Source organism: Halosimplex yunnanense, from assembly GCF_054504345.1.
In genome coordinates this window covers 571680-591694 of sequence record NZ_JBTJEL010000037.1, presented here as the reverse complement: position 1 = coordinate 591694, position 20015 = coordinate 571680, and the positions used below count along the sequence as shown (strand labels likewise).

The 20015-nt window shown below is 67.5% G+C and carries 17 protein-coding genes and 1 tRNA gene; 10 read left to right on the top strand and 8 right to left on the bottom strand.

Translation table 11 applies throughout. From position 1 onward, the window contains the following. Positions 1–6 precede the first annotated feature (6 nt). Positions 7–1230 carry an HD domain-containing protein gene (locus AB2U09_RS21785; protein WP_459194851.1) on the bottom strand — a complete coding sequence of 408 codons (1224 nt, stop codon included), beginning with the start codon at positions 1228–1230 and terminating at the stop codon, positions 7–9. Between the two features lie 86 nt (positions 1231–1316). Then, entirely contained in the window at positions 1317–1868 is a 552-nt protein-coding gene (locus AB2U09_RS21780) for a protein-tyrosine phosphatase family protein (RefSeq protein ID WP_459194850.1), read from the bottom strand. A 177-nt stretch (positions 1869–2045) separates the two neighbouring features. Between AB2U09_RS21780 and cofD the strand changes: the two genes are divergently transcribed. The 7 genes from cofD to AB2U09_RS21745 all read left to right on the top strand — a co-directional run bounded on the left by cofD (position 2046) and on the right by AB2U09_RS21745 (position 8495). Next, complete coding sequence (gene cofD, locus AB2U09_RS21775) at positions 2046–3038, top strand: 2-phospho-L-lactate transferase (protein ID WP_459194849.1); 993 nt, start codon at positions 2046–2048, stop codon at positions 3036–3038. Next, entirely contained in the window at positions 3035–3874 is an 840-nt protein-coding gene (locus AB2U09_RS21770) for a tRNA-dihydrouridine synthase (protein WP_459194848.1), read from the top strand. Before cofD ends, AB2U09_RS21770 begins: the two co-directional genes overlap by 4 nt. After that, on the top strand, positions 3871–4710 hold the full coding sequence (locus AB2U09_RS21765; RefSeq protein WP_459194847.1) for a triphosphoribosyl-dephospho-CoA synthase: 840 nt from the start codon (positions 3871–3873) through the stop codon (positions 4708–4710). Before AB2U09_RS21770 ends, AB2U09_RS21765 begins: the two co-directional genes overlap by 4 nt. Further along, a complete protein-coding gene (locus AB2U09_RS21760; RefSeq protein WP_459194846.1) occupies positions 4707–5315 on the top strand; it encodes a DUF447 domain-containing protein in 609 nt (202 codons plus the stop codon). The genes AB2U09_RS21765 and AB2U09_RS21760 overlap by 4 nt, the downstream gene beginning before the upstream one ends. 92 nt (positions 5316–5407) lie before the next feature. Next, positions 5408–6637 carry a PKD domain-containing protein gene (locus AB2U09_RS21755; RefSeq protein ID WP_459194845.1) on the top strand — a complete coding sequence of 410 codons (1230 nt, stop codon included), beginning with the start codon at positions 5408–5410 and terminating at the stop codon, positions 6635–6637. Positions 6638–6649: 12 nt separating this feature from the next. After that, positions 6650–7435: a hypothetical protein gene (locus tag AB2U09_RS21750; protein WP_459194844.1), complete on the top strand. Its 786-nt coding sequence runs from the start codon at positions 6650–6652 to the stop codon at positions 7433–7435. A gap of 100 nt (positions 7436–7535) precedes the next feature. Further along, positions 7536–8495, top strand: a complete 960-nt coding sequence (locus AB2U09_RS21745) for an AAA family ATPase (RefSeq protein WP_459194843.1) — start codon at positions 7536–7538, stop codon at positions 8493–8495. A gap of 26 nt (positions 8496–8521) precedes the next feature. Here AB2U09_RS21745 and AB2U09_RS21740 read toward each other — a convergent pair whose 3' ends face one another. The 6 genes from AB2U09_RS21740 to AB2U09_RS21715 form a co-directional block, all read right to left on the bottom strand. Continuing rightward, the gene (locus tag AB2U09_RS21740; protein WP_459194842.1) at positions 8522–10162 is read right to left on the bottom strand and encodes a DUF7519 family protein; all 1641 of its coding nucleotides are present in this window, start codon (positions 10160–10162) and stop codon (positions 8522–8524) included. Continuing rightward, entirely contained in the window at positions 10155–11657 is a 1503-nt protein-coding gene (locus AB2U09_RS21735; protein ID WP_459194841.1) for a DUF58 domain-containing protein, read from the bottom strand. Before AB2U09_RS21735 ends, AB2U09_RS21740 begins: the two co-directional genes overlap by 8 nt. Next, positions 11654–12361 carry a DUF7269 family protein gene (locus tag AB2U09_RS21730; protein ID WP_459194840.1) on the bottom strand — a complete coding sequence of 236 codons (708 nt, stop codon included), beginning with the start codon at positions 12359–12361 and terminating at the stop codon, positions 11654–11656. Before AB2U09_RS21730 ends, AB2U09_RS21735 begins: the two co-directional genes overlap by 4 nt. Further along, a complete protein-coding gene (locus AB2U09_RS21725) occupies positions 12361–15255 on the bottom strand; it encodes a transglutaminase TgpA family protein (protein WP_459194839.1) in 2895 nt (964 codons plus the stop codon). Before AB2U09_RS21725 ends, AB2U09_RS21730 begins: the two co-directional genes overlap by 1 nt. A 349-nt stretch (positions 15256–15604) precedes the next feature. Further along, a complete protein-coding gene (locus AB2U09_RS21720) occupies positions 15605–15940 on the bottom strand; it encodes a hypothetical protein (protein WP_459194838.1) in 336 nt (111 codons plus the stop codon). Between the two features lie 185 nt (positions 15941–16125). Next, positions 16126–17757, bottom strand: a complete 1632-nt coding sequence (locus AB2U09_RS21715) for a DUF4397 domain-containing protein (protein ID WP_459194837.1) — start codon at positions 17755–17757, stop codon at positions 16126–16128. A gap of 457 nt (positions 17758–18214) precedes the next feature. Here AB2U09_RS21715 and AB2U09_RS21710 point away from each other — a divergent pair. From AB2U09_RS21710 to AB2U09_RS21700, 3 genes are all read left to right on the top strand, one after another. Then, positions 18215–18288, top strand: a tRNA-Phe gene (locus tag AB2U09_RS21710). 248 nt (positions 18289–18536) lie between these two features. Continuing rightward, positions 18537–19493 carry a hypothetical protein gene (locus AB2U09_RS21705; protein ID WP_459194836.1) on the top strand — a complete coding sequence of 319 codons (957 nt, stop codon included), beginning with the start codon at positions 18537–18539 and terminating at the stop codon, positions 19491–19493. 325 nt (positions 19494–19818) lie between these two features. Further along, positions 19819–20007, top strand: coding sequence for a hypothetical protein (locus AB2U09_RS21700; protein WP_459194835.1), 189 nt, complete (start codon positions 19819–19821; stop codon positions 20005–20007). The last annotated feature ends 8 nt before the right edge of the window (positions 20008–20015 follow it).

Genomic DNA, 20015 nt, shown 5'->3' with positions numbered 1-20015 from the left:
GTGGCCTCAGTTAAAGTCGTCGAGGGTCGCGTGGACGCCCGGCCGCACGTCGCGGACTCTGGTGTCTTCCAGGTCGAGACCGAGCACGCGGACGGCCGCGTTACCGACCCGTTCGGCGGACTCCTCGGGCGCGTACACGCCCAGCCGCCACTGGTCGTGCTGGGCCGCCCGGAGCGCGCTGACGAGCGTCGACTGCTCGCCGAGTCGGCGCACTTCGCCGTTGACGAGCACGCGACTGCTGGACTCCCGCATCGACGGCCGGGGCGGCACGTCGATGACCACCGCGTCCGGGTCGACGTTCGCCTCCGCGGCCACCTCCTCCTCGCGCTCGCGGATCGTCTCGTGGTCCGCGTCGATCAGGGACTCGGGGACCGCTTCCATCTCCGCCCAGACAGCCCGCTTGTACAGATCCCGGCGGTCGAGGCGGTGGGCGAACGCCGCCGTCGCCTCGCACTCGCGGAGGGCGACCCGGAGTTCGTAGTCGTCCATCCGGCGGAGTTTCTCGCCGTCGATATCGGTGTGGACGAGCAGCCGCTGGGTCCCCCGGCGGAGCATCGCCTTCGCGATGCGGGAGACGTGGTGGCTGTAGACGGTCGGGTTCATCAGCGCGCGCGAGAGCAGGAGGCTCTCGGCGGCCTGCACGTTGCCCTCGTCGAGGACGAGTTCCCCGTCGACGAACCGGAGCGCCCGCACGAGCCGCTCGGCGTCGATGGTCCCGTAGGAGACGCCCGTGTGGTGGGCGTCCCTGACGAGGTAGTCCATCCGGTCGACGTCGAGTTCGCCCGAGACGATCTGGCCGAGTTCGCCGTCGCCGGCGACGAGCCCCGCGACGCTGTCGGGGTTCAGCCCGTGGTCGGTCAGGACGCGCGCGACCGGGCCGCTCCCGAGGAGGTCCCCGACGTCGTCGTGGTACTTCCCGGTGTGGCGGTGGATGATGTCCTCGATGTTGTGGCTGTATGGGGCGTGGCCCACGTCGTGGAGCATCGCCGCGGCGCGGACGCGTTCGGCCTGCTGGCCCTCGATGCCGAGGTGGGAAAGCGCCTCGGTAGCGAGGTGGTAGACGCCGAGGGAGTGCTCGAAGCGGGTGTGGTTGGCGGAGGGATAGACGTAGGTGACCGTACCGAGTTGCTTCACCCGGCGGAGCCGCTGGACGGGCGGCGTGTCCAGGAGATCCGCCGCGACGCCCTCGACCGCGATGTGGTCGTGGACGCTGTCCTTGATCGTCGTCATTGCCGTGACATTACGCTCCTCCCGACATAAGGGTCAGCATCCGCTCTCGGGAGCGGCGCCGTCGAACACGCCGGCGGCCCGGAGCGTCAGCCGAAGACGGCGAGCAGGTCGTACAGCTCCTGTTCGGTGGCGTTGCCCCTGTGGACTGGCTCGCGGGGTTTGCGGCCGGTCGACTCGACCGTCTCGATGGCGCGCTCGGGCTCGTAGCCCCTGTCGTGAGCGAGCCAGGCGGCCAGCACCTGCCCGGTGCGGCCGATCCCGTCGAGGCAGTGGACGACGATACGTTCGTCGGCGGCGACGGCGTCGTCGATGAAGGGGAGGAGTTCTCGTTCGAGGAGGGCGGGACTGACGAGGCGGCCGTCGGGGACGGGCGCGTGAAGTACGTTGTCCTCGCCGAAGACGTCGGTGTAGCTGTCGGTCTCGGAGTCGGGCGACTGCGCCGCGCCCGGCTGGAGGGAACAGACCCGTTCGATGTCGCTCGCGCGGACGACGGCGATCCAGTCGGCGAGGGCCTCGGAGTGGCCGGCGGCGCTGTGCCAGCCCGGGCTACACGCACCGTAGACGTGTTCCTCGTCCGGTGCAGCGGGGGCGAGCCGGTGTGCCTCTGCACCCGACTCTCGGTTGTGAACGTCTGGCATCGGATCCTGGTCGTTCCACTCGACCGCCCCCCTTGAGTCTAGAGGTGCAATTCTCAGGTCTGACAATGCTGGCGGCGTCTCTCGGGAGTGGGTCCCGGCACGCGGCGGCAGATCGGTACGTTCTGCCGGCGCGCCCGGACGCAAAGCTTTAGCCCGGGGTCACCCCTACGCCGGGGTATGGTGACGTTTCTGTCCGGTGGGACGGGCACGCCGAAGCTCCTGTCGGGCGCCGACGCCGTCTTCGACCCGGACGAGACCGCCGTCGTCGGCAACACCGGCGACGACGTGGAGCTCGGCGGCCACCTCGTCTGTCCGGACGTGGACACGGTCCTCTACCTCCGCGGCGACCGCCTCGATCGGGAGCTGTGGTGGGGCATCGCCGACGACACCGCGACCACTCACGAGGAACTGGTCTCGATCGCCGGGGCGGCGGGGATCGAATCGGAACCCAGATACCTCTCCGACGACCGCCAGACGGACGGCCGGCGGATCGCCCGCTGGCGCCGGTTCTCCGGCATCGGCGAGTTCATGCACATCGGCGACGCCGACCGCGCCGTTCACGTCACGCGGACGAGCCTGCTCGACGAAGGGAAGTCGCTCACCGAAGCGACTCGCGTCCTGGCAGACGCGTTCGACCTGACCGTCGACCTGCTCCCGATGAGCGACGACCCCGTGGCGACGCTCGTTCACACCGACGAGGGGCGGATGCACTTCCAGGAGTTCTGGGTCGCCCGCGGCGGCGAGCCAAATATCGAGTCCGTCGAGTTCCGCGGCGCCGAGGAGGCGACGGCGACGCCCGCCGTGCTCGACGCGCTGGCCGACCCCGTCGTCGTCGGCCCGTCGAACCCCATCACGAGCCTCGGGCCGATGCTGGCGCTGGACGGGATCCGCGATGCGCTCGCCGAGACGCCCGTCGTCGCCGTCTCGCCGTTCGTCGAGGATACCGTCTTCTCCGGGCCGGCGGACGACCTCATGGAGGCCGAGGGCTACGCGGCCAGCACCGCCGGCGTCGCGGAGGCGTACCCCTTCGCCGACGCGTTCGTGCTGGACGACGCCGACGGGACCGACCTCGACCGCCCGGTCGTCCGCACCGACACCCGGATGGACGACGAAGACGATGCGACCCGCGTCGCCCGTGCAGTAAACGAGGCGCTGGAGGCCGTCGAATGACCGCCGACGGGACCAGACCCGATGGATCGGGACAGTCGGATCAGCCTTTCGAACCGCGTCTCGCACTCGCCAGCCTGAGCGGCCGCTCCGACGCCGACTGGGCCCGCGCCGCGAGCGAGTACGCCGGCTGTGCCTTCCTCGGGGGGATCGCACTCGACGAGCAGACGCGCGAGGCTGCACGTGAACTGGTCGACCGCGACCGCGACGAGTTCCTCCCGGACGACCCGCTGGCGTTCGTCGACGGGCAGTTGGGCGCCCTCGCGGATGCGCCGCTCAGACCGGCGTTCAACGTCCGCGCGAGCGGACCGGAACCGATCCGGGACGCCGCCGCCGTCTGCGCCGACTACGACGCGATCGTCGAAGTCAACGCGCACTGCCGGCAGGGCGAGATGTGTACCGCCGGCGCCGGCGAGTCACTCCTGCGCGAGCCTGATCGGCTCGCATCGTACGTCAGCGCCGCCGCCGAGACGGACGCGACGGTGAGCGTCAAGGTGCGGACCGAACTCTCGGGCGTCGACCTGCCAGCGGTGGCCGCTCGCCTCGACGACGCCGGAGCGGATATCCTCCACATCGACGCGATGGACTCCGAAGCCGTCGTCGCCGACGTGGTCGCCGCGACCGACGCGTTCGTAATCGCCAACAACGAGGTCCGCGACCGAGCGACCGTCCACGAGTACCTCGACTACGGCGCCGACGCCGTCAGCGTCGGCCGCCCCAGCGACGACCCGCGAGTGCTCCAGCGAGTCCGCGCGGCAGTCGACGAGTGGTTCGAAAGCGCCGAGGAACGACCCACCGAGCAGGTCGCCAGGGTCGAATCGGGAGGACCGGGCACGTGAGGACGGCCGCCCAGAACGCAGAACTCGCGCTGCTGCTCGAGGTCGCCGGGACGCCGAAGCCCGGGAACGTCGACCGCCACCGGGAACACTCCGACCTTCGGTTCGAGCACTTCCTCGCCGGCGCGGTGGGCGCACGACCCGGTATAGAGGGGGCCGCCGCCGGCGAACCGGTCGGCGCGGCATTCCTGCATGCCATCGAGGGAATGGCCGAGCAGCGCGGCGGGAACACGCAGTTCGGCGCCGTCCTCCTGCAACTCCCGCTGGTAGCCGCTGCGGGCCGCGACGACCGGTCGCTCACGCCTGAGGGAGCGACGGCGGTCGTCGATACGACGACGGTCGACGACGCGGCGAACTTCTACCGTGCGTTCGAGGCGGTCGACGTGGCCGTCGACGACCCGCCGAACGGCATGGAGCCGCTCGACGTGCGTCGCGGGAGCGACGCCGTCCCGGACCTTCGTGATCGCGGGCTCACGCTCCGGGACGTCATGCAGCGCTCCGCCGACCACGACGGCGTCGCCCGGGAGTGGGTCGAGGGCTTCGAACGGGTCTTCGCCGCCGCCGACTCCATCGAACGCGGCGACGGACCGGTCGCCGACCGCGCCGCGCAGACGTTCCTCGAACTGCTCGCCGACGAGGTCGACACCTTCGTCGTGACGAAGCACGACCGAGCGACCGCCGAAGCGGTGACCGAACGAGCGCGGGCAGCGCTCGACGGCGAAGTCGATCCGGAGACGCTGGCCGACGAGTTCGTCGCCGAAGGCATCAATCCCGGGACGACCGCCGACGTCGTCGCTGCCGGGCTGTTCGTCGCACTTGAACGGGGGGTAACGGTGTGACTGCCGACGGACCGCGGGGCGGCGACAGCACCGTCGCGGCCGAGTGGCCCGTCGAGCTATCGGGCGTCGTCGAGTCCGCCGTCACCACCCTCGGTCCGAACGATCGGTGGAACGTCGCCGCGCTCGGCCTCCACGCCGGCGATCCGGTGACCGCACGCACCTACGGTCGCACGCGAACCCGGCGGAACTTCCGCGAGCGCGGCACTGGGTACGTGCAATTCACTCGCGACCCCGTCGACTTCGTCGACGCCGCGCTCGCCGTTCGCGAGAGCGACGACCCCATCCTCGACAGCGCCGACGCGTGGGTCGAAGTCGCTGTCGAACGGATCGACTCGACCACCGAGAGCGGAACGGAGATCGTCACCTGGCGCCTCGAACCGGTCGACAGCACCGTCGAGCGACGCGTCGTTCCGACGACGAATCGCGGGTTCTACGCCGTCGTCGAGGCCACCGTCGCCGCGTCCCGCCTCGATGTCGATTCTTACGACACCGAGGTCCTCCTCGAACGGCTGGCCTATTTCGAGCGCGTCGTCGAGACCGCGGGCGGCGAGCGAGAGCGGACAGCGTTCGACCGCATCGACGAACTGGTCGATGCGGAGTGGTAGCCGCAGATACCTGTTTGCCGCATCACTAGATCGGGCAACAGTGTTGGACCACGAACATTTATACCGGAGAGGGAACCACCCGCGGGTAGAGGATGCTCGCAGGGGGACGGGGGGTACCGACGGCGACGCTGTGGGTTATACTAGTCGTCGGGGCCGCAGTGAGTTGCGGGGCAGCAGTTGCTGACGCGGCGAGTTCGGGTAACGAGGCACCGCTGGCCGACGCGGGACTCGACCAGAACGTCACCGTCAATACGACCGTGTATCTGGACGCGACCGCGTCGCGCGATCCCGACGGGGAAGTCGCCGCGTACGAATGGCGTCTGGAGCAACCAAACGGGGAGTACACCCGACCGGACTGTCGGACCTGTGGCCGGACATCGTTCGTTCCTCGGCAGGTCGGCACGTACAACGCGACGGTCACGGTTACCGATAGTGATGGCGCGACCAGCAGCGATACGCTACGGGTGACCGTCACAGAGTCAGATGGACCTACGGTGACTCTCTCCGGACCGGAAGAGTTGAACGCCGGTGAAGTAGCTGAGTACACCGCATCTGTCGAGGCGGGAAACGCCGATCTCGCTGCCTTGACGTGGCGCACCGACGGTAACTGGCAAAATCGGACGCGTCTATCCGGAACAGACGCTAGCACCACGTATCTCCATGCGTTCACGACCAGTGGCGAGCACACGGTCAGTGTGACCGTCGTCGACCGACTCGGCCGCGAGGATATCGCGACCCAAGATGTCACCGTCCACGAAGCGGCCGCGGGTGGAATTGGCGGTGATTACAGTAGCGACGGCGGCGATTGTTCGCGATTCAACAGGGGTGACGACCTGTACTGCAACAACGACCGGATGACCGTAGACAGCAATGGTATCACCATCACCGATGCAGACAACGATGGGAACGTCCAGTGGGGAGGTCAAACCTTAGATGAAGAATTCGCCCAGAACAACGATGGTGTTTCCTACGACTCGACTGACGATGTCGTCGAATTCGACAGCCAAGAAGCGTACAGGGAATCTCTAGAAGTGGATACGGTTAATGTCGATCCTACGGCAGATATGAATCAGAACCAAGGGGGAGAAGATAGCGAAAACACCGGTAATGATGAAAATACCGTCTGGAAAGATATAGGCAACTCCAGTTCTGGTGAAAGCGGAGACAACAGCGATGAGGACTCTACAAACCCATTCGATGACATAATTGTCGGTGGAAGCACTGAAAACGGTGAAGATGAGGATGAGGATGGCTCAAGAGACGAAACGAATAGCGAGGCTAATACCCGAACTGGCCGTGTCCCGCCTAATAGGCGATATTAAAAATTCAATCATATGTACGATAGAGCAAAAACTCAGAGAACCCGAGCGCAGAGTACACTATTCGTTGCAGGAGTCCTCACAGTTATCATGATCGTAGCGGTAGCGGTTTCGGTGTTTGGATTCGGGGAACCCGAAAATCCAGAGGATACACAAACTTCTACTGAAATTCCTACACAGACAGATATACCCTCTCCAACTGAAAGCCGCCTATCAACACCAACACGGACTCAGGCAATGACTGTGATCGCAACACCAACAGCAACTGCCACTCCGACAACAATACCAGCTAATACGCCAACTGCAACAGTTACCCTAGATCCAGCGGCTAACGAAAGGTACAGCGAGTTTGTTGCAACCGTCTATGGCGAAACAGAAGTTGATGCTGACATCCCAGTTAGGACATCTGGATGGAGGGTGCTGGACAACAAGGTACTAGTGGTAGTAATGAATCTCACGGCGCCTTCTGAAGACGAAATACGTAGAGTGAAGCAGGTCAATACGCTCGTTACAAGTGGCTATTCCCAAGCAGTTGCTCACTACGACAACGGGAAAATTGGTGGTGATATACCCAACCAATTACGAATTGCCGAACTAAATAATACAGGTTCTCCGCCAAAGACCCTGTATGTCAACACGTCTTTGGTCCGTGAATATTACTCAGGTCAATTGACCGCGATGGAATTTACTGACCAGTACTGGTCTACCGAGACGAATATGACTGATGCACAAATAGAATATGTCTATGACATGTCTAACTCCGCAGGTAACTCTACGTTATACAACGGCGATGAAGAGTAGTGAATGCCGGATTTCCATTCAGTAGTTTCCCCTCACCCTCTCGACCGAGATCGCCAGCAAAGGCCGAAAACATTTGGTCGCGTCGGCCCGGAATCCGAACATGGATTACGACGAGGCGGGAGCGACCTGTCGGCGGATACTCGACGCCGTCGGCGAGGCGGTTATCGCCGACGAGCGGTTTCTGGAGAGCGTCCTGACGGGTATTCTCGCGCAGGGGCACGTCTTACTCGAAGACGTGCCGGGGACGGGGAAGACGCTGACCGCGCAATCGTTCGCCAGCGCGCTCAATCTCTCGTTTTCGCGGATTCAGTTCACGCCCGACCTACTGCCCTCTGATATTACGGGATCGAACGTCTACAACGAGGGGAAAGGGGAGTTCGAGTTCGTCCCGGGTCCGGTCTTCGCGAATCTCGTACTGGCCGACGAGATCAACCGCGCGCCGCCGAAGACCCAGGCCGCGTTGCTGGAGGCGATGGGCGAGGGGCAGGTGACGGTCGACGGCGAGACGACTGACCTCCCGAGTCCGTTTTTCGTCATCGCGACGCAGAACCCCATCGAGCAGGAAGGGACCTTCGGGTTGCCTGAAGCCCAGCGGGACCGGTTCGTGTTCAAGCTCGCGATGGGGTATCCCGAGTTCGACGACGAACGGACGCTCATCGACCGGCGGGCCGACCGAACGTCTCAGTCCCCCAGCGTCGAACCAGTCGTCGACCGGGAGACGGTCGCCGAGTTGCAGGCGGTTCCCGAACGGGTCTCGGTCGACGGGAAGTTACGGGACTACGTGGTCGAGCTCGGTCGGGCGACTCGCGCGGACGACCGCGTGGAAGTCGGCGTCTCGCCGCGTGGGGTACAGCGGCTGTTCGAGGCCGCACGGGCGTCAGCGGTGATCGACGGGCGGTCGTACGTGATCCCCGACGACGTACGGCGGGTCGTCTATCCGACGTTCGCCCATCGGCTCGTGCTCACGACGGAGGCGAGCGTCCGCGATGCGGATCCGGAGACGGTAGTCACAGACGTGCTCGACAGCGTCGCCGTCCCGGCGGTCGAAGAACGAGGGTAAATCGCCGAAGCGCGGCGACCCGCAGGTCACCGGAGCGCGGCAACGAGCAAGACGAGGGCGGCGACGACGACTGACAGGGCGAACGGGATCGTCGCGACGTCGGTGAAGACAGTCTCCGTCGCGACTCGATGTATCGCGAGCGCACCGAGCGCACCGAGCGCGCCGATGGCGACGGTGGCAGCGACGTGGACGACCTGGGGTGAGAGTGTGGAGCCCGCACGCCCGACTTCACGGCCGAGCGTAGCGCCGAATTCACCGGCGTCCCAGACGACGATGCTGGTGACCAGTCCGGTCAGAACGACGGGCGCGCCGAAGCCGGCACCGGCACCGAAGCCCACGGCGACGAACGTCCCGGTAGCCGCCAGCGCCGGGCCGGGGGCGGACTCGGGGAGAGCGCCGACTCCCAGCAGCAGCGCGAGCGCGATCGAAAGCGCGGCGGTCGCGCCGACGAGGGCCGCTGCGACGGTCAGAACGACCGCGAGTGGGCCGTAGAAGTCGACGACCGCACTCGACTGTCGGGTGAATGCGGTCGCGAACTGCCCCGGGAGTGCATCGGCAACGAAACCGAGCGTCGGCGAGAGGACGACGCCGTGGAGCACAGCTGCGAGCGTGACGACGGCCATGCCGCCGACTAGCGGCGTCAGCGCGACCGCGATGTCGCTCGAATCCGCACGCGCCAGACGTTTGAGCGACCAGATGGCGCCGGCCGTCCCCCCGGCGAAGCCGGCGATTCCCACGAGGAGGACACGGAGCAGCGGACTGGCGGTGATCCCGGCGATGAATCCGTACACCGGCGGCGTGAGCGCGGCCCGGATATTCGCCGGCGAGACGACGAATTCGACCAGCAGCAGCGGCACCGCGACGGCGGTGACGACCGCAACCCGGCGTGCGACGCGCGCGAGCGTCCTCGCGGCTCGTTCGATCCGGTCGTCGGTTCGACGGGTCGACAACTCCGCGATCGGGAGCGCGTCGATCGCGTAGGCGACTGCCGCACTCGCGAGTGCAAAGAGGAGACAGAACGAGACCAGGTGCGTCCGACCGGGAGCAGGAGCGACGAACGCGCCGACGGCGTCGACCGCTGGGGCGACCAGCGGCGCCTCACCCTCACCACCGAGGCGGCGGAACAGCGTCGATGCCAACAGGACGGCCGCAACCAGTAACGGGACGACGAACGTCTCGACGGCGAGTTTCGCGTAGGCCCACGCGGTCTCAGAGTCGAGACGGCCGCCGACCGTCGAGAGCGCGCCGACCATCCCGACGGTCGCACCGACGACGACTACCGTCGCGCTCGCCACGCGCAGCCCGCGCGGTCGGACCTGATCGAGCGTCGAAACCGGGTACAGCGCCGCGACGAGGTCCAGAACCGTGTAGCCGACGGCGGCGGCGAAACTCGCACCGACGAACAGCGCGAGTACGCCGGCGCCCGCGCTCGCAGCGACGGGCCACCGCTCCCGTGCGACCAGCCACAGGCTCGCCGCGAACGCCACGGCGTGTGCAAACGCGAGCGCGACGGCGAGAGTCGAGCCGACCAGTCCGATCGAGACCGCGGCGACGGCGACCGTGAGAACGACGACGATCGTGGTGCTCGTCCGCGAGGGAGTGTCCGCGAACCCGAAAGCGGTGGCGCGGTCGGCGGACACGTCGTCGTTCGACTGCGCGTCAGCCACGGGACCCTCCCGGCAGCGATGCCAGCGCGTCGGCGAGCGCCGCGTCGATCGACGCTTCTCGGTCCCAATCGACCACTGTCGCGTCGGTCGCAGCGACGTCCGTCAACCGAACGTCTCGCTCGTGTCCCGCGACTCGCTGCCCCAGCGAGTCCGCAGCGGTCGTCCCGGGGCTGACGACGGTTACCGGATACTCGCGCTGACGGACCCGTCGGACGAAGTCGACGGGCCAGTCGTCTATCAGGGGAGTGGCGAAGACGACGTGGGCCGTGGGAGGGAACTGCTCGAGCAGTTGGCTGACCTCGTCTGCGCCGCCGTCTGGCGCCGGCATCTCGGGGGCGCCACCGTCGTCACTCGTCGTCTCGCTGGGAGACTCGATCTCCGACGACTGGTCTGCTGGACTCGCGTCGCTTGCGTCCGTCCGGTCCGAGAGGTGCGCGCTACGCCGAATCCCCGGGCGGTTCTCCCCGGTATCGCGGAGGTCGAGCCCCGCCGGGACTTCGGTGGCGGATCCCGTGTCGGGGTCGTCGGAGACTCGCTGGATGGTCTCGAAGAGCATCCGGGCGCGGGCGGTCGCGTCGTCCCAGTCGCCGCCGACCCAGGGGACCGAGCCAGCGCCGGTCGAAGTGTCGAGGTCGGTGCCGTCGACGCCGAACGCCGCGACGCCGGTCGTCACGTCGGCGTCGACGAGCGTCTCGTAGATCCGCTCTGCGGCGTATCCGGACAGCGACGCCGCAGTCGGGGTTCCGGCCCGGGGCCTGACCCGACCGACCGGCCGGGCGTCCACCACGACGACCACCCTGACTGCCCGCTCCTCGCGATAGGAGACGGTCGTCAGTTCGTTCGTCTTCGCGAAGCGCCGCCAGTGGATCCGGCTGATCGAATCGCCGGGCCGATACTCCCGCGTCGAGTGAAACTCCAGCCCCTCGCCGCCGCTATCGGTGGGATGCGTCCCCGCACGGGCGAGCGTCGCGGACCCGACCGGCGCCGCCGAGACGGGATCGAGCGACGAGAGCGTGGTGTCGCCGGTCACTGGGACCGCCTCGGTGACGACTCGTCCGGCCGCGAGCGACCGGAGGCGGACGACCGGGTCGGCGAACTTGAAGTCACCACGCAGCGCCACGACGGCGTACGTCAGCGTCGCCGATTCGCCGGGACGGAGCGTGACGCACGTCCGGGGCGAACCGTCCACGATCGTCAACTCGTCCGGCACGCCATCCACGACGCGAACGTCGGCGAGCGTCCCCTCGGAGGCGTTTTCGACGGCCAGCTGTACCGTCACCGTCTCGCCCGGTTGCGGAGCCGCGTCGGCGAACGAGCGCTCGACCCGGATCGCTGCGTCCGCTGGAATAGACGAGAGCGCGCCGTAGGCGACGTATCCGAGCGGGACCGCCGTCGCGGCGAGAAGTATCGGCGACGCGTACAGCAACCCGAGCGCGACGAGCGCCGCTGCCGCGACGGCGCCGACCCGCCATCGGTAGACCCGCTCGTGGCTCACTCGCCGACACCCCCACCGCGGATCTGCGGGCCGCTGTCGTCGCTGGCTGCGCCGGCGGTTCCGGCGTCGCGGTCAGTGCCGTTGGATGTCGACTCGGAGATCGACTCGATCGCAGCGACCGTCCGACGGACCCGCCGGTCGCGCTCCGTCTCCGGGTCGAGCCAGAACCGGAGTCGCGACCGGAGGGAGTGAACGGGGCCAGCGTCCTCCGAGAGGAACGCGCCCGCGGTCCGGTCGTCGGTCCACTCTCCCGACGCGATCGATTCGTCGGAACAGCCGGCGCGGTCGAGACGAGCGGCCGCCAATCCTCGCAGTCGGTCGCGGACCCCGTCCATCGCGCGCCCGTCGCCGGCGACCGCCCGTTCGACGGCCGCGTCGAAGTCGTTCCCCGCCAGAGTCCGGTCGGAGGCCGTCACCGTCTCGGGTGGCTCCGCGAGGGCCCGTTCGAATCGGGCGACCCCGTCCCGGTCGTCCCCGACGAGGCGGGCTCCGGACGATCGCCACGACGAGACGGCGACGTAGAGCCCGACCGCGGCGCTGCCGAAGACGAACAGCGTCCGAGGGTCGATCCCCCCGAGCACGACGGCCAGTGTCGCCAGCGGTTCCGTCCCGGTGACGATCGACGGGGAAACGACGGCGACGACGCCGAGCAACGTCGCCAGCACACCGACGACTCCGAACGCGGTCCGGACGGGTCGGTGCATCAGTCGTCACCCCGGTCCGGGCCGGCATCGGCAACTGGCGGGTCCCCCGTTTCGTCGGCTGCCGGCGGATCGGTCGTGGCTTCGGACGAACCGACGGACCCGTCGGTCACCGGGCTGTCGTCCTCGGTAGCGTCGTCCGGTTCGATCGCCCGCTCGATCTGCTCGATGGCCGCCTCGACGGCCGGGACGGAGTCGTCGGGCGAGCGGGGACCGTACTCGACGGCGCGGAACTCGTCCCGAAGCGTCGAGACGGCGTCGGCCGGCAGGCCGTCGGTCGAGACGGCGTGGTCGGCGAGCTGTCCGGGCGTCTTCGTCCACGGTCGACGGACGGACACCAGTCGCAGGAACCGCCCCCAGGCCTCGCGGATCGTCACGTGTGCGGCCGCGACCTCCGGGGACTGCGACTGCTCGCCCGTGCTCCGCGGTCCGCGCTCGTTCGATCCGGGCTGTCCGTCCACGGAACTGCGCAGTCGATCCAGCCAGTCGGCGATCCACGTCCGGAAGGCCCGAACGAGATCGGCGGGCGATCGCTCCCCGGCGACCAGCGCCGCGAGGTGGTCGAGCGTCCGCTCGATCCGCGACGCCGCGACGATTCCGAGCCCGACGAACGCGCGAACGAACAGCCGGCCGGCCGCCCGGAGCGCGGCAGTGAGGTCGCCGGCGAGCGAGCGCGGGCCCAGCGAGCGCTTGCTCGCTGCGACAGTGCCGCCGACGGCGACGGCCAGCGCGGCTACGGCGACCGCGGCCGCGTTGACCAGCGGATTCGCGACTGTGGTCCGTGCCGTTTGGCCGTCCGATTCGACCGCGACCGCGACCGACGACTGGAGGGGCAACTCGGTCGTGAACGTCCCGTCGATGCCGGTTTCGCCCACCCGGTCACCGTCGATCCGGACCGGAGCGCCCGCGACGGATTCGTTGCCGATACTCGCGATCACCTCGACCGGCGTCCCCGCGACCGGGAGGGGCCAGACCGGATCCGCCGAGACGCTCACGGATTCGAGAGCGAGCGTTCGGTTTCCGGCGATCGGGTCCCGGGCGACCCTGAGCGTCACGTTTCCAGGCGACTCGGGGAGTTGTACCCGCGCCTGTCCGTCCCTGTCGGTCCGCGCGATGGGCTTGCCGTCCAGCGACAGCGTCGCGTCGCCGACCGGAACGCCGTCGACCACCGCGGTGACGAGCACGGTCTCACCGGGGCGCAGGGATCCCGACACCGAGAGGGCCGCCTCGGTCTGGACGTCGAACGAGCGCGTGGTGTTCTCGGCCTGCTCGTTCGCGGAGAACAGGGCTCCGTCCGGCGGCGGGAGGGCATACTGGACATCGTCGCCGGCCAGCGATGCGCCACCGGAGACTTCCGACTCGACGGTGCGTCCGTCCCCGACTGTGACCGAGAGATTCTCGGTGTACGGGACGCGCGCGGTGACCGTCCCTTCCCTGTCGGTCCGTCCGACCCGCTCGCCGTTGAAATCGACCAGCGCGCCGACGACCGGCTGGGCGCCCGCGGTCACCGACACCTCGACGACCGCGCCGGGCACGGCCGTCCGGTTGAGCGTCACCTCGTAGTCGCTCGACGAGGGCACCTGATCGTCCGGTACAGGCGTGTCCGCTCCCTCGCCGGGAGTCTCAGGCGTCGGCTGCGGTGTGACGATCGTCCCGTCGCTCGATCCCGGGTCTGTCGGAGACGCGGTCGCCGTCTCGTTGCCTTCCCCGGAGTTCGGCGAGAACGTCTCGCCCGGACTCCCCGATTCCTGGGGGCTGTACTCCCCGGGCGCACCGCTGTTCTCGTAGGACTGGGCTTCCTGCTGGAGTCGCTCGGTCCCCGGCGTCGGATCGAAGCGGACCCAGCCGACGTCCTCGAAGTAGACCTCGACCCACGCGTGGGCGTTCATCGCCCGCACCTGGAAGGTGTTCGCGCCGACCTGCTGGCCGGTCGAGTAGCCGACTACGTATCGCGCGGGGATCTCCTGCGAGCGCAACATCGCCGTCATCGCCGTCGCGAAGTACTCGCAGTAGCCGGCGTCCATCTGCGTGACGAACTCACGGGCGACGTGGTCGCCCGCCGGCTCGGAGACGTTCAGCGAGTACTCCTTGTTCGCTTCCAGCCACTGCTCGATCCGGTTCGCCGTCTCGTACGGCGTGTCCGCACCCGCGGTGATGTTGTTCGTGAAGGGGCGCAGCGACACCGCAGAGCTCGGCGGGAGTTTCGTGTACCGCTGCTCGATGGCGTCCGGGTAGTCCCGACCGCTCGCGCGCAGCAGCTCCGGGTCTCGCGGCGGTTTCCGGCTCACCCCCACGTACGACGTCCCGGCGGGCAGCGACTCGTTCGAACGCGCCATCCCGCCGTCGGTCAGTTCGAGGCCGTTCGCGCCCTCGACGCTCTCGGGTCGCCACACCGTCGGCGCCGAGGTGGTCGAGCGGGCCAGTTCCACGCGGTAACTGACCTGTCGGCCGTCGACCGGTGCGGTCGCGTCGCTCTCGCCGGATTGCGTCCAGCCGTCACCGACGTACGTGTCGTACGCGGCCGTCCGCCAGTAACTGGACTCCTCGCTGCGGACCTGGAAGTGAACTTCCGTGTTCTGCGAGCGGAACGGGTTGCCGTTGCTGTCCCCGAGTGATCCCCCGACGGAGGCCCTGTCGCCGAGGTTCAGCGCGCCGAACCCGTCGCCCGTTCCCGCGCCGGTGACGGCGCTCTCCGCGGCGGAGCGCTCCTCGGCGCCGGGCGGCATCGGGATCAGCGACTCCGCGGGAGCGTCCCCCAGTCCGACCGAGACGGCAGCGGGGACGAGGGCCGTCGCGAGGACAACCGCGACGAGACAGCCGACGACCAGGGCGACGGATCCGTACTCGCGGGCCGGCGCGTCGCCGGCGAACTCGAACCGCTCGTCGCCGCCGCTCATGCGTCGAACGATGTCGGAGCGCGCAACTGGATCGTCACGTTCCACTCCGGACGTTGCATTCACCGTTAAAAGGCTTGCCAGCAACAAATACTTCGTGGTTGCACCGTCTCGCTCCGGGTCGAGTCCGGCGGTTCCACCCCGAGTCAGCGGCTACAACGGGGGGAAGGGTTTTGTCCTCCGATGATCGAACGGAGGCATGATCGACGGATCGACCTGCCCCGACTGCGGGGGTCACGTCAGCACAGCCGACGGAACGACGTACGTCTGCGACGACTGCGGCCGCGAGTTCGACGCCGCCGACCTGTTTCTCCCCTGAGTGGAGAGCGCCGGTCGGTACGACAGGCGTGAGTCAGGCCGACGCTTCCAGACAGGACTCGTGGACGGTTTCGCCGTCCTCGTTGGGCTTGCGGCGCTGGCCTGCCACGATGGGTTCGCCACAGCTGGCACAGCGCAGCTGGTCGTCTTCGCCCTCGTCGGTCGCAATCGGCTCGGGACCGAACTCCTCTATCACGTCGGTGGACTCGCTCGTCGCCGTGTATCCGAGCGCGGCCGCCCCGAGGCCCGCGAGCGCACCTCGCGCCGGCTTGCGCTTCAGGAACGACCGTACCGCGACGACCGCCAGGACGGCGGCGAGACCAACGCGAGCGAGTCGACCACGATCTTCGAGCGGCTCGTTCTGCTCCATACGTCCAAATCGGACTCAGGCCTCTTGTAAGTCACCCGTCGCTTCCGGCAGCTCACCGGAGGCGTCGCTCGATGCTCACCGGGATTCGCCGGCCGGCAGTTCGGTCGAGGCGAAAAGAGCGGCGAAAACGTAACCCGGAAGTCCGGAACCGAGGTGTGGAAGGGGTCGAACCGCGGCCGCTGGGGTCAGTCCGAGGCCGCCTCCGGCGCCGATTGGTCGGGCAGGATCCCGCCGTCGTCGGACCCGCCGTCGGATCGCTCGCCGTCGATCGCGTCTTCGACGGTCACGAACTGGAACTCCTCGGCGGCGTCCTCTTCGGCGACACTGTCGCCCTCGGCTGTGCCCGTCGGCGTCTCGGTCCCCGCACCGACGCCGCCGTCGGCGGTCTCGGTTTCTTCACTAGTGGCGCCGTCGTCCGTGGGCGTCCCTTCCCTGTCGACCATCTCGGGGTAGAAGTACCCCATGGCGAATCCACTGTAGACAGCACCGCCTTCCGGCGAGATGCCCGCTTCCTGAACCGTGCTCTCGCCGTCCGTCTCTTCGGCCGTCGGGGTCTCGGTTTCGGCACCGACGCCGCCGTCCGTTTCCGTCTCCGTCTCACCGCCGACGCCGCCGCCCGCTTCGGTAGCGGTTTCGGTCTCGTTCCCGTCGTCTCCACCGCCGCCGAAGAGGCCACCGCCGTCACCGCTTTCGACCGCAGTGATCTCCAGCGCGTCGACGTCCAGAACCGCGTGGAAGACGCGAATCCGGGTCATGTCCGAACCGGCGTCGGTCTCGGTCTCCTGACCGACCGGGCTCTCGGTTCCGGTCTCGTTGCCCTGACCGATCATGCCATCGGCAGTCTCGGTGTCGGTCTCACCGGGCGTCTCCGCGTCGACGGTGTCGCCGGAGTCGTCGCCCGGCGCGGAGACGTCGTCTTCGAGCACGGCGACCTCGAACGCGCGTGACTCCTGTTCGCTCCCCGTCGCGTCGGTTTCGGTCTCGTCACCGATTCCGGCCGAGTCCGTCTCCGTTTCGGTTCCTGCGCCGACGCCGTCGTCGGTCTCGGTCTCCTCGCCGACAGAGTCGCCGCTGGCGGACGTCTCGCGGAACCCGAGTGTGTACTCGCCCGCCTCGAGTTCGAACGTCTCGGCGTCGCCGTATTCGAGTGAGTCGACTACCACCTGGTCGCCGTCCGTACCGCCGGCGTCGGTCTCGGTTTCTCCGCCGAGCACACCGTCGTCGTTGCCGCTCTCGTCGGAGTCCGTCGGCGTGTCCGCCTCGTCGGTCGTCACGCCGGCACCGTCGTCGGTTTCGGTCTCCTCGCCGATCCCGGGCGTGTCTGTCTCGGTGGACGTGTCGCCGAGGCCGGCCTCGGCGAGTTTCCCGTACGCCACGGCGGTGTAGGTCGTCCCGCCTTCCAGTTCGACTTCCTCGTCGTAGATGACCTGTTCCTCTTCCTCGCTGAAGATGCCTTCGAGGAACCCGGTGTTCTCCGTCGCCGTGATCTGGAGCTGATAGGTTCCCGGGTCGAGTTCGCTGTAGTCGCTGACGTCGCTGAACTGCAGCCCTTCGATGAGCGGTTCGTCGCCGTCCTCGGTGGCCGTGCCGGTTCCGTCACCATCGTCCGCCGTTCCGGTGGCGTCGTCGACGGATTCGAGGGCCACGGCGACACTCGGTGTGTCGGGCGACGCGTGCGCGACGCGGAGCGCAGCCTCGTCTTCCTGCACGGCGCGCGAACCGTCGTTCGCCGAGACGAGCGCGTTCCCGGCGACGCCGGCGACGCCGAGTGCTCCGACTCCCTGTATCAACCGCCGTCTCGTAACATTCGGACTCATGCGTTCGATAGATGGGGCTGGACGTCCTTTGTTAGTCAGCTCTATTTCACTAGGGCCCACACATATAATTTATTTAGTAATAGAAACAGCAAATTTCCACGAGTATATCTGACGACGTAAACGTAACTTGGGAGTTAATCAGGGCCAATTATCGCTTTTGAAGCGGGAAATCACGCTACCGATACCGTACCAGCCGGAAGGTCGACGGTCGATCCGCCGCCATCGGCGAAATAAAACCAGATACAATATATATTCTGATTTGTTATGTGTTTCGGCCGTTGGTCCCGACTGTTTCGAGCGTTTCGACGGGTCAGGCCTCCGAAAGCCCGGGTTATCGCAGCCGTTCCGACCCACCAGCCGGCGAACCGGAGCTGTCGTCAACGAACCGATCAGTCGGGGCGACTTTCGAAATCCTTTTTTCTCCCCTCCTCGCAGTCGAAGATGCGCACGACGGCGCGCCGCCTTAGCTCAGACTGGGAGAGCACTCGACTGAAGATCGAGCTGTCCCCGGTTCAAATCCGGGAGGCGGCATTTTCCTACGAACTGTGTGGGCGTAGCGATCGGACCGTGAGCGGTGAAATCATTCCTGACCGAATTCGAAGTGGACCGGAGCGCCGCCGCGGTGCGATCGTTTCCGTCACGGCTCAAATTCGGCAGGTCCCATTCCGAACACCTACTCTCGGTGGCCCGATGCTCTAGCGCGAACTCGCGTGACCGCGCCCCCGACCACGGCGTCGAGTATCGTAACGCTTTCAGGTGGTTTTCGTCGAGAGTGTGCCGTGCAGAGAGTCGTTCGGAGCTTCGGCTACGTGGCGCTGGTGGCGACGCCGACAGCGTTGCTCTCCAGGGCCTTTCTGACGTCGAATTCCACCTCCGTCGCCGAATTCGGTTTCGGTGGTGGCCTCGCGTTCGTCGGCGCGGTGACCGTGGCGGTAGAGCGGGGGCACGTCTTCGACGGCGTCGTGAAGTGGACGGTCGACGACACCGACCTCGCGGACGTCTTCTCCGCCGTCGTTGCGGCGGGCGTCACCTACTGGCTGAGCGTCCACGTCGGCCTCGGGCCGGTAGTCGCGTCGGCGCTCGTCGGTCTCGTGGCGGGCCTGGGACTCTCAGAGGGAGACGCCGCAGCCTACTGCGGGTCGTTCGTTGGAATGGCGTCCCCCGCGGTATTTCCCTCCGTCCCACTCGTTCTCGTCGCAGGATTCGTCGCGGGCGTCGCGTTCGTCGCCGCACGCGAAACGTTCGCCGGATTCGGCGGGAAACTCGGGACGCTGGCCCTGTTCGGCTGCCTGACGACGGGGCTCGCGACGGGAGCTGACTACGCCGTCGGCCCCGTGCTCACGGGGACCGACGCCGCGCTCGCAGTCCCAGTTGCGGCCGTCGGTGCAGTCACGACCGCCGATGCGAGCGAGCGCTTCGGTCTGGGACCGGTGGTCTCCTCAGCACTCGTGGGTCTCCTGGCCGGCGCCGTCCTCCCGGTCGCCTTCTCGGGCGTCGGCGGCGTGTTGGCTACTGTCGCGTTCTGCTCGTCGTTCGTCGGGATGTCGTCGAACGAGCGATTGGGAAACACGGTGACGGTCGGCTTCGCCGGGGCGCTGTGCGGCGTCGTGTTCGTCGCCGTCGCCCCCGCGTTCGCCGGGGCCGGCGGAAAGCTCGGCACTACCGCCTTCGTCACCTGTCTGGGCTGCTTCGGCGCCAAAAGGCTCCATGCGGCGCGGAACGCGTCTTCCCGATAGCACGTGACCGTTCCCGGTTCGAACTCGGGAAGCAGCGCTTTTCGATACCAGAGAAGTAGAGAGACGGTCCGGTCGCGAGTCAACTGTCCGCACCGCCCGCAATACGTCCAGCCAGCGCGGGCATCGCCGCTCTCAGAGACGACGAGCGAGATTCAGCTGACGCTAGGTCCGCCTGGGGGAGGGATGCTCGGTTCCGACGATCTGAATCACTGGCTGAACCACTTCGCCGGCGCGCAAACCTGCGATACATCTTTCGGGGAACGCGTCGCAGCGCGGTAACAATGCGTCGGAGCCGGACACGGACGAAAGAGGGACGAGGACGGTAATGACGCGGTCGGATCGAACACCGGGAGATGACGGAATCGATCGGCGGGCGCTCGTCGAACGACACGCGGTCACGCTGACAGACCCCGACCCGCTGGCGCCGTTGAGCGTCGGTAACGGCACGTTCACGTTCACCGCCGACGAGGAGGAGGCGGCTATCGACGGCCTGACAGGGTCGAGCAGACGCTGACCCTCTGG